Raw genomic sequence first — 15,382 nt, forward strand, 5'->3', positions numbered from 1 at the left:
ACTTTGGGGGCTTTTAAATTTATGGCCAGCAGGTAACAGTTCGGAATATGACGACATATTGACCGTATGTGCTGCCTCTCTTATTTTATGGTTATGATAGGTCTAAATTTGATTAATTTTTAAAATAAGCTCGGAGAATAATTTTTTAAGGGTTAAATTTGTATTTATGGCAAAACTCATAAATCTTAAGGTCTTTTCTCATTTTTTCCGATCCTCCTCAGCGGGCGGAATCATATTATTAATCTGTGTACTTATATCGCTTTTGATCGCCAATTCAGGATGGTCGGATGGTTTTAAGGAACTGCTTAATTTTGAACTGGGATTCCATACTTCTTCGCTGCATTTAAAATATCCGGTCCTACTCTGGATCAATGACGGGCTTATGGCTGTTTTTTTTCTTCTGGTGGGACTGGAAATAAAAAGGGAGATAGTGGAAGGGGAGCTCTCCTCATTTGCCCAGGCTTCCCTTCCGGTGCTTGCCGCAGTGGGCGGTGTAGCGGTTCCGGCCTTAATTTATTTCTTTTTTAATAACGGCGATCCGCATACTTCTAAAGGCTGGGGGATTCCAATGGCTACCGATATTGCTTTTGCACTGGGGATTTTATCCCTTTTAGGCAGTAAGGTGCCTTCGGGCCTTAAAATATTTCTGGCCGCGCTGGCTATTGTGGATGACCTTATTGCGATTTTAGTAATAGCCATATTTTACTCCTCGGAACTTAATTTTATCTATTTAGGATATGCAGGGGCATTGTTTGTCCTATTGATTGTTTTTAATCGAATGGGTGTAAAAAATCTGTTTTTTTACCTGATCCCCGGGGCAGTTATTTGGTATTTTATTCATCACTCGGGTATTCATGCCACTATTGCCGGTGTTCTGGTAGCCATAACGCTGCCCACTACTGAGGATGATACGGAGTCTGCTCTTGAAAAACTGGAACATGCCCTGACCCGTCCGGTAAATTTTATTATCATGCCTATTTTTGCCCTTGCCAATACCAACATCACCTTTGAATCTGAGATGATATCAGGGCTTTTCAGTAATCTGGGACTGGGTATTATCCTTGGATTGTTTTTAGGCAAACCCATTGGAATTTTTATAATGTCATGGCTGTCGGTCAAGCTGAAAATTGCCGAACTTCCCCAGTCTGTTACCTGGATGCATGTGCTGGGGCTTGGTCTGCTGGGCGGGATCGGATTTACAATGTCGATTTTTATAGCACTTCTTTCCTTTGGAGATGCACTGCATCAAAATGAAGCCAAATTCGCGATACTCATTGCCTCTACAATTGCCGGTATTTCAGGATTTTGTATTTTGAGCCTGTACAATAAAAAGCAGAAAAAAGCGCTTGGGGATACTTAATGTTTCTTGAAAAGTTCCACATCTTTTACCAGCAGGCGCTCATTGAGCCACAGCTTGAGTTTGTCGCTCTGGGCCGGACTTAGAGTTTTAGCGCCGTCATAGATAACGGCCGTTATCGTTGTAATGCTGTCTTTTTGATTAACAAGGCTGCTTTTATTGATGGAGAGTGAACTTACCTCGGGAAATAAAGCCCTGGTTTCTTTTAAGATCTGACGATTGTCAAATTTGTTCTTTCTCAGCTGCTTTTCCAGCTGCATGATCTTAACGTCCTTGACGTTCATCTCATTCTCACTGCTTTTAATCTGGCTCAGGATATCGCCCTTTAAAGCATTGAAGCGGTCAGTGCTGTCCTGACGGATCTGCAACTGTGTGCCGGCCAGGTATTTATTTTGGCTCATTTTATCTTTAAGCTCTTTTATTTCTGATTCAGAAAACCGTCTGGAGAGGAAAGCCAGCTCGAGTTTTTTAGCTTTAGGGGTAAAATCAGTTTTTTTATACACTATGGTATATCCTTTATTGGTGAATTCACTCTCAATGAAAAGATCTGCATTTTTTTTGAACTGCTGCTCCCTGTAAAGGGAGTAGGCCAGATAACTGCTGGGCACAAGCATAATTGTTATTAAAAAGGCAATGGTATACTTTACCCGTTTTTGGTGTCTTTCATCCACTTGTTTAACGGCCGGGTAGTTAAGGTATTTAATGATTAAAAAAGTAGCAATTCCTATAAACACGCAGTTGATGCAGTAGAGATAAAATGCCCCTAAAAAAAAGGTCCACTGCGCGGTGGCAATCCCGTAACCGGCCGTACACAGGGGCGGCATAAGGGCCGTTGCAATAGCCACTCCGGGAATTGGATTGCCTTTTTCTGACCTTGTAACGGCAATCACTCCCACAACACCCCCGAAAAAGGCAATAAGGATATCATAGATATTTGGGGAAGTCCTGGCCAGCAGTTCGGACTGCACATCCTTGAAGGGACTAAGGTAAAAATATAAGGTCGAAACCACCAGGCTTACTACTGTTGCAGTCAGTAAATTTTTGAGTGATCTTTTCAGCAATGAAAAATCATAAATACCCAATGCGAATCCGGCCCCCACAATGGGTCCCATAAGAGGGGATATGAGCATTGCCCCGATAATCACAGCTGTTGAGTTTACATTTAACCCAACCGAGGCGACAATAATGGCGCAGGCTAAAATCCAAAGGTTTGCTCCTTTGAACGTTATATTGTTCTTTACCGCTTCCAGGGTTTTTACCCTGTCATCTTCTCCGTCTCGAAGGTTGAGCAGGTCTGTAATTTTTCTCATAATCTATAAAATTAGCAGGGCTTTGTAATGCCTTATTTTTGGCATGCATTGCTAAGATAAGACTAATTTTAATAAATTATTTATTGAAATTGGGCAAATGACAGCTCAAAGCCAGTTTGAGTGATGCTTATACAAGGAAGGTTTTATTCAAAAATCATTGATTTTAGCCTGTTTCGATACGATTCCAGTACATCTGATTTGGTTATAAAACCATAGTACTTCCCGTTTTTAAGCACCGGCAGGAAGGCCTTATTGCTTTTTTCAAACTTGTTCATAACGGTCTGCATGCTGTCAAAGAGGTCCGCAGTCTGAATGGGCTGTACCATTATATCTTTTACCAGGATATTTTCCGCTTTGAGATTATCGAAAATCACCTCCCTTATATCATTAAAATACACCAGTCCCTGCAGGTCATTTTCACCGTTTACAACCCCAAAAATAACCTGATCGGAGTGCGCGAGAAGATCGGCAACATTTTCAAGGTTTTGACTGCTCTCTATAGTAAGATAATCTTTTTTTACAAGGTCTTCAATTTCAAGGGTGCACAGGATATTGGTATCCTTGTTGCCGGTAAAAACATTTCCTTTTTTTGCCAGGTTCTTTACATCCAGCGAGTGTTTTTCAAAACGCTTGGAAACAGCAAAACTCACAGAGGCTACAATCATAAGGGGAATCATCAGATCGTATCCTCCTGTTATCTCAGCGATAAGGAAAATAGCCGTTAGCGGCGCATGAAACAGGCCGCTGAGGATCCCTGCCATCCCCACAAGGGTAAAGTTGCTGACAGGCAGATCAGTAAGGCCGGTAAGGTTTAAAAACTTGGAAAAGAAATATCCGGCGTAAGATCCAAGAAAGAGCGAAGGGGCGAAATTACCGCCGTTACCGCCGCTTCCCAAAGTTATTCCCGAGGCAAATGCCTTGAGCATCATTGAAAAACCAACAAAGGCCAGCAGTACCCAGCTGTTGCTCGCATAATCTCCAAAGAGCGTGTTTTCCAGAAGTTTTCCTGGCTCTTTATCGGCCAGGGTTTTAATGCTTTCGTACCCTTCACCAAAAAGAGTGGGAAATATAAAGATCATCAGTCCTAAAACGCAGGCTCCGATTAGCGCTTTTTTATAGATGCCAAGTTTTAAATGGGCAAAATAGTGCTCGGTTTTTAAAAATTTCCGGGCGTAAAAAACAGCAATAAAACCCGTGAAAAGCCCCATCAAGACGTAAAAGGGAATATTATGGTAATCAAAAGTCTGTTTTTCCCTGAAGGTCAGCAGTATATTCTCATTAAGCACTATGGTGGAAACCAGTGTTCCGGTGGCAGCTGCAATCATAATAGGGGTAAAGGCCGAAATGGTGACATCCACCAGCAGCACCTCGATAGCAAAGAGCACCCCGGCAATCGGCGCATTAAAGGCGGCCGCTATACCGGCGGCCACACCGCAGCCAATGAGCAGCGTGCGTTCCTGGTAGCTTAACTTGAACTGCTGGGCAAAATTGGAGCCAAAAGCGGCGCCTGTGATCACAATGGGGCTTTCCAGTCCTGCAGATCCTCCAAGCCCTACGGTGAGCGAGCTGGTGATAATCTGGGCATACATCTGTTTTTTGGGAATAATGCTGGCTTTTCTGGCCACAATATATAAAATCTGTGAAGTCCCTTTCTCCAGGGTGCCACCGAGTACTCTTTTCACCACAAAAACAGTTAAAAGGATACCAATAACCGGCAGGATGCTGTTTATAAAACTCAGCTTTAAGGTGCCGTTGATATAGGTTGCAAAAGAATAGACCCAGTGCGCAAAGGCTTTTAAGAAGATCACGGCAAAGGCGGAAATAATTCCGATAAGGACACTGGAGAGAAAAATAAACTGTTTTTTGGTTAATTTTTCCTGTCCCCAGATCAGCAGGTTTTTGGCCTTTACGAATTGTTTTTTGAACATTTTACTAAATTGTATTGTAGAATCGCAAAGTTACCTCTTCAAAGGGGTTTCTGGGAAAAACCAAACGTTAATGTAATGCTAATTTTAAAGGCGGGGTTTACGGCGCGAGATAATTTGACTGCCATTACCGCTTGTTTAGAATTTTTCCCGATACGCTAAGCTCTGTATAAACAAGCAGGCAGATGATTGCTGTTTCAGTTAAAAAGTATGTAAAATCAAGAATTGTAAGCTTGTTGTAATGAATGAATAAAAAGGCAATGGTCAGCGCGCAGTACAGTAAATTGGCAAAACTAATTAGTCTGATGTAAAGCGTCCATTGTGTTTTTAAAAATAAAAAGCAGACCGATGAGTAAAGCCAGAAACAAGCCGCTATGGAGAAGAGTAAATCCAGTGTTGTCTTGGGCATGCCAATATAGGGGCTTAGATTTGAAAGCACTCCACAGAGCAGCACAGCGGTTAGCAGAGCCCCCGCAGAGTCAATTAAGAAAAGTCGTCTGGGATTTTTTGCCAGATGAGAGGTTAATTTTTCAAAAAATCTATCCATTTTCGATTACTGTTCGCTGATTTAAAGGTAGTGGTTTTTTATCTGGGATTCTTATCTGTTTTTTTATGCCGGGACAATTTATCCAGATGCTGTGATGTTATTCAGATATAATGCCCAATTGAATTGGGCTTTGTGTTTTTAAATAAATAATTCTATTTGTATTTGATCAAGCTATTTTTTTGCATTATGGAAGAAAACAGGAAAGTTCTTTTAATTTGGTTTGAGGCGGCTGATCGGGAACTTTATAAAACGTGCGGCTGTGGGAAAAACGATAGATCAGTGGTTTCTGCAGCCAGCATCATGGTTGTGCACATCGAAATGCATCCAAGAGCTTTTTTTTTGGGCATTAGGGAATCTTTGTTTTGCTGTGGGAAAATAATGCTGTCTTTTTGGAGCTCTTCCCGCTATACGTTTCACCCGAGCGCATGCGAACTGGCGAAGCAATCTTTTGCGACGAACGCCGGCACAAAAGGATTTCCACTTCTATCGGGGCTGGGGCTGCTGAGGAGCCCATTTTTGATAAACCCGCCAGATACAATTAAGTACAGGGCGGGCTGTCCATAAACATAATCTTCCATTTTATGTTTACTTAAAAACTTTTTAGTATATGTTGAATGATCTGCAAATTGAAATTCACAATTTGAAAAGCAGTATAGGCGATGGGAATTTTTTAATTTATTTAAAAGCTTCTAAATATAATCATCTGCCTGTTTTAAAGGAAGGGTCACTGTAAATTCAGCGCCATTGTCTTTCTCCCCGCCAGCTGTAATGGAACCATTGTGCCTTTTGGCTATTTTTCGGCACAGGGCAAGTCCGAGACCGTTTCCTTCGAACTCGTCCTTGGAGTGCAGCCTTTCAAAGGCCGTGAATATTTTCTCGGCAAAAACGGGATCCAGTCCAATGCCGTTGTCCTTTATTTTTATTTCCAGCACCTCAATGCCTTGTGGATTGTTTATAATAGTAGAAGTGATGATCACCCGCGGCGGCTCATCGGCTTTTGAGAACTTCAGCCCGTTATGTATCAGGTTGTAAAAAAGCTGGTGGATAAGGATAGGCGCCCCCTGGATCTGGGGAAGCTCACTTATCACCAGAATGGCTCCTTTTTCATTTATGATCAGTTCCAGATCGGTTTTGATATTTTCAATGACCAGGTCAAGGTTTATTTTCTCAACAGGCTGTGCTCTTTTGTCCAGTGTCGAGTAGGCAAGGATGCCTTCGATGATCGTCTGCATTCTCTGGGCGGACTGATCTACTTTATCCAGGTACTTTTCTGCATTTTCATTAAAAAGGGTCTGCAGTTCTCCTCTGAGAAGACTGTTAAAGGTTTTTATTTTTCGCACAGGCTCTTTAAGGTCATGGCTCACCACTCCGGCGAAATGCAGCAGGTCATCATTGGATCTTTGCAGCTCCTCTGTATTTTGGGCAACCTGTCTTTTGAGCTCCTGCTCAAAGGCTTTCTGCTCGTGGATATCCTGAACAATGCCAATGATGGTGGTGGGGTTTCCATTTTCATCCTTGATGATTTTGCCGTCTATCTTTACCCAGCGAAGAGAGCCGTCATCATGTACAATTCTGGCCTCGTAGGATATTTTTCCCGTTGTCTGCGCCTGCTGGTGCGCTTCTTCACGGAGTTTTTGGTCCTCGGGATGCAGTCTGGCAATAAGCTGCTCATTGGTAACTTCCCCTTCTATGGACCAGATGATATTGAAATTGCCGCAGGTTGTGATTTTTTTGCTCGCAAGGTCGATCTGGTAGGTTCCCATGCCCGAGGAGCCGACGGCCATACGCAGCCAATGGTCTGAATTCTGCACCTGCTCTCTGGCCTGGTGCAGGTCCGTTACATCCACACCGGTATTCATTACGCCATAGATGTTTTTCTGAGCGTCAAAAAGGGGGATAAAGCTGTAGTTGAAATAAAAAGTTTTTAAAACCCCGTCAATGATCAGCTCTACCTTTTTGTCCTTGGCATGAAAAGCAGTCCCGGTTTTAAATACGCCGAGTGCCTGGTCAAAGATCAGCTGATTTCCAATTTCGGGAAGGATCTCGAGATAATTTTTCCCCATTACATCCTCTCCTTTCCCCCAGGTTTTGATCATGGCAGGGTTGGCCAGTGCTATCCGGAGTTCTTCTCCGGTATAAACAGCTATAGGCAGAGGGGTATTATCCACAATGTCTTTCAAAAGTATAAGGTTATCATACATTGGTGGGTGAGTTTAGATTAGAACGAAAATATCTTTAATTCAGTTTTAAGGTGTTACGTAAATATAAAAGATTGTTTCATAATTCCAATATAAAAATTTTACAGCGCTGTGGAATAATCAGAATTTTGCAGCAATGATTTATTTTTGATGATGGTTTCCATCCCAAAGAGGGCATTGCCCATCATATTGAGCAGCAGAGATTCTTGAAATAAACCCAGAGCGGTCATATCATTTTTTAGGGGCTCTCTTGCCGCTATACGCTGTACCGGAGCGCCGACTGACCGGTGAAGTAATCTTTTGTGCCCAGGCCCGGGTCAATTGTATATACTACTGTTTTTGAGGTCTAATATTATTTTTAGGAGCTTTTTCCCGCTATACGCTGCAATCTTTTGTGCCCAGCCCCGGCACAAAAGGATTTTCACTTCCATCGGGGCTAGGGCTGCTGATCAGCCCTGTTTTGGATAGATGCAAATTGGCCCACAACAATCAAATAAAAAAACTTCCTAATTGTTAATCTTAATCTGGTCAGGCTAATTTTATGTTCCTGCCGGTACGGCAGGCGGCTGTCCATACTCACATCTTCCGATCTGCTGGTGGAGTTGAATTCTATCGGTTTTTCAGTTATGTCCTATAACTAATTTATACCAGCCATATAATGGTCTCATTGTAAAGGTTGGTACAAGCGAAGGATTTTTTATTTGAATAATTAAATAGATCCTTGGATTTATTTTTATGCTAGATGGCAACCTTTCCCCATAAAACCACATCAGTCTTTTCCGCATATTGAACTTTGTCCGGCAAGATGCTGGTATTATATTTTCCTGCTTTGTAACAAATATCATTTACAGTAACATCCAATTCCTGTAGGTCCCATTGTGTATGATGTATATCAAACCTGAAGAGTTTATTGCACGTATAATCATACAGGGCATGTCTTTCAGTAAGCCAGAAGTCTAATGCCGTTTTTTCTTTTTGAGGTCTGATTTTTCCAATTGTAAGATCCAGATTTTGTTTTAGCGTTTTATTATTAGAAACAAACCGACTTGATGTTCTCTTTATTTTAGACTTTTGGTAGGGAAGTCCAATAAATATTCGTGTAAGTAAGACTTCAGCTAGTTTGTCTGTTTCAATTGAAAACATATAAATACCAGGTTTATCATCTTTAATAACATATGTTCTTAGGTTTACTTCGTGAAAATTAGATATAAAAGGGAAAGGAGGAAGGTTTCTCAATCTCATATTTTTTACTTCAAAAGCTACCAGAGAAACCCAGGCCATGTTTTGATAAGTATCCAATTCAATTCCCTCTGGAATATATTCTTCTAAAAAGTAAACAGGCACTTCCCAATGTACAAAAATGGTTTTATGCCATTGCTGAAAATATTTCCATTTCTTCTTTGGCAGCGGATATTGTCTGTTATGAATATTTGTTAATATTTTATCTGGATTTTTCATATAGAGCAATTATAAGGATCAGAATAAATTAATAACAAAGACAATCATGATCACATGCCTTGTCCGTTTGTTTATATTGACACGATGGCAAGTAAAATAATATACTTTGTGAACATTGGTCAAACCGATCAGAACTATAAATCCGTTTTTGTGGATTATTAGCTTGAGCGACCCATCGCTTTGTAACTTACTTCGGTTATCTTTTTTTACTATTATGGATTACCTTCCCCCCCGCTGGAGCCATAGATCTGGCCGGTCGCGTAGCTCGCATCATTTGCGGCTAGCTGCACATAGATAGACGCTAATTCGGCTGGTTGTCCGGGTCTTCCCATTGGGGTTTGCGAACCAAATTCTTTTAGTTTTTCCATAGTGGCCCCTCCACTCACCTGAAGGGCAGTCCATATTGGTCCGGGCGCAACACCATTTACTCTGATTCCCTTTGGAGCCAATTGTTTGGCGAGAGATTTAATATAATTGGTAGTGGCTGCTTTAGTCTGGGCATAATCGTAAAGATCCTCAGTAGGAGCATAGGCTTGTACTGAACTTGTTCCTATTATAGAAGCTCCGGGCTTAAGATAGGGCAAGGCAGCTTTGATAATCCAGAATGGCGCGTAAATGTTGGTTTTCATTGTCCAGTCAAATTCTTCTGTTGTAATGTCGAGTATTGATGCGTGTGTTTGCTGCCTTGCAGCATTGTTCACTACAATATCAAGTCCGTCAAGTGCTTTTGCAGCTTGTTCTACAAGTGATTTGCAAAATGCCTCATCTCGCAAATCACCGGGAATTGCTACAGCTTTACGTCCTTCGGCTTTTATTAATTGGATTACTTCTCTGGCATCTTCTTCCTCAGTAGGATAATAATTTATAGCCACGTCAGCTCCTTCTCTTGCGTAAGCAATTGCAGCAGCTCTCCCCATTCCGGAATCACCACCCGTGATAAGTGCTTTACGTCCTTTTAATCTTCCTGTGCCTTTATAGCTTTTTTCTCCATGGTCTGGTCTGGGATTCATTTTACTGACAAGACCCGGCCAGGGTTGAGACTGTTCTTTAAAGGGTGGTCGTGGATATTTTGTATTTGGATCTTCTGTCCCATTTGAAATATAAATTTCATTGGAATTTAGTGCATTGGCCATTATAGGATTTATTGAGGCAGTTGCCAATACAGCTCCCATACCAGTAAGCGCGGAGCGGCGTGATATCGTGTTTTCAGTTTTCATAATAATTCAATTTTGCGTTCCTAAAAAAAGTGATTTAATTACTATTTGTTGATAATGAGTCAAATATAAAAACGTGGTAAGAAAACATTTTATAGAATTATTAGATTTTGTTATAAAAAGATAATCAGATAAAGTACAAAGTCGATTATAAAAAAATCCCAAAGAACTCCCTTGTTTAAATAAAAGAAATGAGAAAATATGTTATGTCATTTTTTAAATAGGATACAGATTATATTCTTGGGTAATCAATCTATTTACCTGTTTTTTTGGATAAAAATCCTCCCTACTAGTTGAAGGGCGCCCATTAGCGCAGTTGTAATGGTTTAAATGCTGAAATAAATCAACTAATTTTTTTATATTGATTTATGAAATTTAACCATATTATACTCATTGGCGATGCTAAGGAAGAACAGCAGATTTTCCTTACTGCCCTTGCTTTATTTAAATTAAAATAAGACAAAAGCGGTAGTTGCTTTTTGTGGTTGAACCATCCAATTTCAGCGGCATTCTCATCGGCTCCATCTGATATATATTTCAGGTGAAGAAACGCAATGCTCTCTCTTGCATTGGCTTTCATGGTGTTGTATATTTTTCTAAGATGCCCATTTCAAATCTCGCCGGTTCCGCAGATTCTTTCCTGTAAACCTGTCATTGCAAGACCGGATTGAAGAAGCACAGACAAGCCTGGCGGCGTTTCATAATAGGCGAATCCCAATCTCTGGAATCTATATCGCTTTTTACAAATTGATTACAACAATAAAATCTTCTTTTAGAAAATGATTTGCTTTGTGCTGATCCAAGATTTACAATCTGCGCTGGTCTTTTAATCTGAATAGCTTTGGTGAGTTCATAAGCGGCAATTATTTTTCCTAATAACTGTAATAAGCGAACGGTGACTATCAAAAGAATCTGCTGCTTCACATGCCAGTGCCAATGAAAATAATATGTTGCCAATTGCGAAGAATTGTTCCTGAGAAACGTTAATCATTACTGTTCTTTTTATCGTCAAATGTATTCGATCCAAAGGTTCTTATTTAAAAATAAATAAAACATTATACATGGAAGAAAAATAGATTTCGAATCAAAACGCTAAAGAAAAATGACTTGAACATTTATTTTATAAAATGCAAAAAAGATACCATCGCTGATATCTTTTGTACTTGTTTAGGACAATGGCAAATAAATAAAGAAAGTTGTTCCTTCATTTACTTTGCTCCTGACCGTTATATAGCCATTATGGTTTAATACAATCTTTTTAGATAAGGTAAGACCAAGTCCGCTGCCCTGATATTGGTCATGGTTGTGCAATCTGTAAAACGGATCAAAAATTTTTGATTCAAACTCCTGATTAAAACCAATACCATTATCGCTTACCAGAATTTTTACATAATTAAGATCTTTATTAGCGCCAATTTCCAGAATTTCTTCCGTTGAAGGCTGTTTGGTCTCAATTTTTATGTCCGGCGTAATTCCTTCTTTGGTGTATTTGATAGAGTTAAGGATTAAATGAGTGAAAAGCTGCTGTATTTGATAAGGTATTATATTCAATTGCGGAAATGGAGCAATTGTTATCACAGCACCCGACTCTACAATAGTGTCTTTTATATCTGTAATAATTTTTTTGAAAAGTACATTCAGGTCTGTTTTTTTATATTCCTTTTCTATAAAATTGATACGCGAATAATCGATTAAATCGGCAATTAGCTGGCTCATATTGGTTACAGCAAATAACATGCGTTCCAGATTATGTTTGGTGGATTCGCTTAAATTTTGCTCATTATCGATAATTCGTTTACAAAACATATGAATTTTGCGAAGTGGTTCCTGCAAATCATGACTTGCTGCAGAACTGAATGCTTCAAGCTGTTCGTTATAAGTCTGAAGTTGAGAATTTTTGATCGTTAAAAGTTCATTTGCAGTAATCAGATCTGTAATGTCTTCGAGTGCCAGTAAAATCATTCCGGCCGGTTTGGCATTTAAAACCCGTCGTGCATTTACCATCATGATTTTTTTGCCAATGCCTTTGCACATTGTCTCGACCTTAAAATCTTCAATCTCCGTTTTCTCGCCAACCATTTTAAAGATCAGCTCTTTAAAATCCGGAATATCCCATTGGCAATCTCCGATTTCAAAAAAAGAATGGCCTTCTGTTTCTTTTTCAGTGGTTTGAAAGTATTTGTAGAATGATGGATTAGCACTTTTAACAAAAAAGTCCCTGTCGATAATCACCAAAGGTTCCCTAATAGTTTTAAAAACAGATTCTGAATAATTTCTCATCGAGGTTAATTGGTCCTGACGATCCATTAATTCATCGTTGACACACATCAATTCTTCATTATTAGACTGAAGTTCCTCTGTAGAGGTTTCCAACTCTTCGTTCATTGCCTGCAATTCCTCATTGCTGCTTAGTAGTTCTTCATTTGTAGTCTGAAGTTCTTCAAATGCTGTCTGCTGTTCTTCCGTTACGCGTTTGATATCTTCACGAAGCTGCGCAAGTTCATTTTCAAGTTCGATGATACGCTGCTTGTCAGATCCTTTCGCGTTTGCTTTATCAGCATCGAACTCGGGAAGCGGTTTTTTATAAAAAAGAACCATAAGATGTTCTTCATCATTAGGGATGGCAACTACTTCAAAAGAAGCCAGATACGGTTGGCCTTTTACTACAATATTATCTTTTGCCACGTTCTTGTGGTCTTTTTTTACTTTTAAAATAGCATTACGGAGTTCAAAACTAATTCCTTCACGCGCCATTTTCAAAACATTAAAATTGGGCTTTCCTGGTGATGGCAATAAAAAGAAACTTGTATCTCCATGAAAATGAACAATTTCAAGGTGTTCATTTATGATGACACTTGCAGGAGTATATTTCAAAAATAATAGATCAGATGCAATTTTTCTAAAGTCTGTTTCAGGAGTATTTTTTTTATCCTTTAAATTGGCTTTTTCGCGCGCATTTATATTAGCGGGTTTAAAAGCTTCAGGTACATATCGTCCCGCAGCAAATTTGCGAACATATATTTTTTCGTTTTTACCAATAGGCTCAAATAAATTTTGTGCATTTGTGGTCGTTTCGGATTTGCCTAAAAGCAGAATTCCTTTTTCTTTTAAGGAATAATGAAAAGAGCTTAATACCTTATTTTGTAAAAAAGGATCAAAATAGATCAGTACATTTCGACAGGAAACCAAATCGATTCGGGCAAATGGGGGGTCTTTGATAAAGTTATGTACGGCAAAAATGCACATGTCACGAACCGCTTTATTAATGTGATAATGCCCATCGCGTTTTGTAAAATAATTTTGTAGTCTTGCCGCAGAAACATGCTGTACATCCTGTGCCGAATAAATTGCGGTACGGGCTTTGGTGATACATTTTTCAGAAATATCCGAGGCAAAAATCTGCACTTTAATATCCTTATTATTCTTATCAGAAAGATATTCGTGCAGGGATATTGCTATAGAATAGGCTTCTTCCCCGGTGGCACATCCTGCAATCCAGATACGCAGTGTATTATTGACTGTATTTTGTATTAAGGATGGAAAAACAATATGGGGTAAGGACTCAAAAAACTTACAATCCCTGAAAAAATAGGTAACAGGTATTAAAAAATCGTTAAATAACAAGTCTTGCTCTGTTTTATCATTTCTAATAAAATTAAAATAATCTTCAAATGATTCTCTGCGAACAATAACCATTCGTCTGGCAATGCGCCTTCTGATTGTAGGTTGTTTATAATGGCTAAAGTCATTTCCGGTTCTTAAAAAAACAAGGTTTAAAATTTGGTAAAGGATTTCCTCTTCATTTTTTGGTATATGTTCCTCCTCACTAAAGGCATGATTGGTTGTATAGTTTTTCTGTATCTGCAATAATTGCGGGGCTATAAGTTCAGGAGCCAGAATATAATCTACTACATCTGCATCAATGGCATTTTGAGGCATTCCCTTAAAGGCTGCAGAGTCGGGATCTTGTGCAATAGTTGTACCGCCAGATTCCTTTATTTTCTTGAAACCGTTAGTGCCGTCAAAAGCAGTACCTGATAGAATTACCCCTATTGCAAAGCTTTTATGCACATTGGCCAGAGATTCAAAAAAGGTGTCAATAATATTATTGTTTCTATCACTACGGGTTCTGGTGTAAAGTTTTAAAACGCCATCTTCTGCAATGAGGTTATTATTCTCGGGAATAATATAAATATGATTGGGAGCCAGATTAATATCATTAATAATTTCATGAACCGGAATGGTTGTGCTTTGAGAGAGAATTTCGGTCAGATTACTGGGATGATCCGGCGATAGGTGCTGTACAATTACATACGCCATTCCAGAATTCTCTGGTATAGATTTAAGTACTTTCTTAAAAGCATCCAATCCTCCTGCAGAGGCTCCAATACCTACGACAGGAAAATTTTGTTCGGTTTTTTCAGGTTTTATTACAGGAAGTTTCATTAAGAATGCTGTTATTTAATCAAAGGTAAGAAGTCTTTTTCAATTTTTAAAAATGTTTTTTTTAATGGATATAAGGTATTGTTAAAGCGCATGTTTTTTAAAAATGGAAGGAACTTTAAACCTAAAAGTTTGCCAATAATTATTTTTTAAATAATAAATTATTTAAAAGTTTTTTTAGCACATTAAAATCATTTGGTTTTGTGTAATAACCCTCGGCCCCCAGATTTTTTAAAATGGTTTTTATTTCAGAAGGTATGGAGGTTGAAAATATAATTATTGGAATGTGTCTTATATTTTCTTTCCTTTTAATTTCAGTCAGCACCTCAATACCATTCATAACGGGCATATTGATATCTAAGAATATGACATCAGGATTTATTTGCTTGTCAGTAAGCTGCTTTAAAGCATTTACAGGATTATGAATAGCAGTATATGCGGCAGATGAAACTTCGGCAAGTGCCTCAAAAAAGAAATGGCAGTCATCATAATCATCATCAATTTGTAGAATATTTTTATATTTCATAATGTTTGTTTTAAAGTGGGGTTGCTTTTTAATTAAATATGAAATTTAGATTTTATGGTAAGTGGTATTTATGTTTGGATTTTGGTTTTGCAAATTAGAAAACAGTTTTCATTCGTAAGATTTTTTTATATAATTAAGCAATGATTAGTGTCAAAAAAAGCTTGTTTGTAACAACAAGCTTTTTTTTTTAAAAAAATTGAGTATGTTAAAAAATTAGTCTGTTAGTGACATATAAATTGTATCTGTATGAATAGTATAAGCTTCTTCTGCATCGCGTCTATAGTCTTCATCATCACAATTTGGAGCGCAATTTGCATTTATCATTAAAATTAAAAAAAAAGAAATATGTAAGTATGTTCTGTGTTTTCATAACGGTGTTTTGAGAATTGGTAGGTGATATTTGT

The 15,382-nt window shown here is 38.8% G+C and carries 12 protein-coding genes; 1 reads left to right on the top strand and 11 read right to left on the bottom strand.

Features of this window, described 5'->3' with window-relative positions; all coding sequences use genetic code 11:
* The first annotated feature begins 166 nt into the window (after positions 1 to 166).
* Positions 167 to 1,360 carry a Na+/H+ antiporter NhaA gene (gene nhaA, locus EV145_RS13385; protein WP_133525705.1) on the top strand — a complete coding sequence of 398 codons (1,194 nt, stop codon included), beginning with the start codon at positions 167 to 169 and terminating at the stop codon, positions 1,358 to 1,360.
* Here nhaA and EV145_RS13390 read toward each other — a convergent pair.
* The 11 genes from EV145_RS13390 to EV145_RS13435 all read right to left on the bottom strand — a co-directional run bounded on the left by EV145_RS13390 (position 1,357) and on the right by EV145_RS13435 (position 14,978).
* Complete coding sequence (locus EV145_RS13390) at positions 1,357 to 2,667, bottom strand: DUF389 domain-containing protein (RefSeq protein WP_133525706.1); 1,311 nt, start codon at positions 2,665 to 2,667, stop codon at positions 1,357 to 1,359. The genes nhaA and EV145_RS13390 overlap by 4 nt on opposite strands.
* Before the next feature lie 143 nt (positions 2,668 to 2,810).
* The gene (locus EV145_RS13395; protein WP_133525707.1) at positions 2,811 to 4,595 is read right to left on the bottom strand and encodes a chloride channel protein; all 1,785 of its coding nucleotides are present in this window, start codon (positions 4,593 to 4,595) and stop codon (positions 2,811 to 2,813) included.
* A gap of 124 nt (positions 4,596 to 4,719) precedes the next feature.
* Positions 4,720 to 5,139: a hypothetical protein gene (locus EV145_RS13400; RefSeq protein WP_133525708.1), complete on the bottom strand. Its 420-nt coding sequence runs from the start codon at positions 5,137 to 5,139 to the stop codon at positions 4,720 to 4,722.
* Positions 5,140 to 5,828: 689 nt separating this feature from the next.
* Positions 5,829 to 7,340: an ATP-binding protein gene (locus EV145_RS13405; protein WP_133525709.1), complete on the bottom strand. Its 1,512-nt coding sequence runs from the start codon at positions 7,338 to 7,340 to the stop codon at positions 5,829 to 5,831.
* 98 nt (positions 7,341 to 7,438) lie between these two features.
* On the bottom strand, positions 7,439 to 7,567 hold the full coding sequence (locus EV145_RS22660; RefSeq protein ID WP_262711922.1) for a hypothetical protein: 129 nt from the start codon (positions 7,565 to 7,567) through the stop codon (positions 7,439 to 7,441).
* A 508-nt stretch (positions 7,568 to 8,075) separates the two neighbouring features.
* A complete protein-coding gene (locus tag EV145_RS13410; protein ID WP_133525710.1) occupies positions 8,076 to 8,795 on the bottom strand; it encodes a YqjF family protein in 720 nt (239 codons plus the stop codon).
* A gap of 212 nt (positions 8,796 to 9,007) precedes the next feature.
* The gene (locus EV145_RS13415; protein WP_166638463.1) at positions 9,008 to 9,928 is read right to left on the bottom strand and encodes an SDR family oxidoreductase; all 921 of its coding nucleotides are present in this window, start codon (positions 9,926 to 9,928) and stop codon (positions 9,008 to 9,010) included.
* 424 nt (positions 9,929 to 10,352) lie between these two features.
* Positions 10,353 to 10,589 (bottom strand): hypothetical protein, encoded by a 237-nt coding sequence (locus EV145_RS13420; RefSeq protein WP_133525712.1) that lies wholly within the window; start codon positions 10,587 to 10,589, stop codon positions 10,353 to 10,355.
* A 71-nt stretch (positions 10,590 to 10,660) separates the two neighbouring features.
* On the bottom strand, positions 10,661 to 10,966 hold the full coding sequence (locus EV145_RS13425) for a hypothetical protein (protein ID WP_133525713.1): 306 nt from the start codon (positions 10,964 to 10,966) through the stop codon (positions 10,661 to 10,663).
* Positions 10,967 to 11,176: 210 nt separating this feature from the next.
* Positions 11,177 to 14,455 carry a CheR family methyltransferase gene (locus EV145_RS13430; RefSeq protein ID WP_133525714.1) on the bottom strand — a complete coding sequence of 1,093 codons (3,279 nt, stop codon included), beginning with the start codon at positions 14,453 to 14,455 and terminating at the stop codon, positions 11,177 to 11,179.
* Positions 14,456 to 14,594: 139 nt separating this feature from the next.
* Positions 14,595 to 14,978 carry a response regulator gene (locus EV145_RS13435; RefSeq protein WP_133525715.1) on the bottom strand — a complete coding sequence of 128 codons (384 nt, stop codon included), beginning with the start codon at positions 14,976 to 14,978 and terminating at the stop codon, positions 14,595 to 14,597.
* Positions 14,979 to 15,382 lie beyond the last annotated feature (404 nt).

The organism is Flavobacterium sp. 245, assembly GCF_004362055.1.
Taxonomy (GTDB): Bacteria; Bacteroidota; Bacteroidia; order Flavobacteriales; family Flavobacteriaceae; genus Flavobacterium.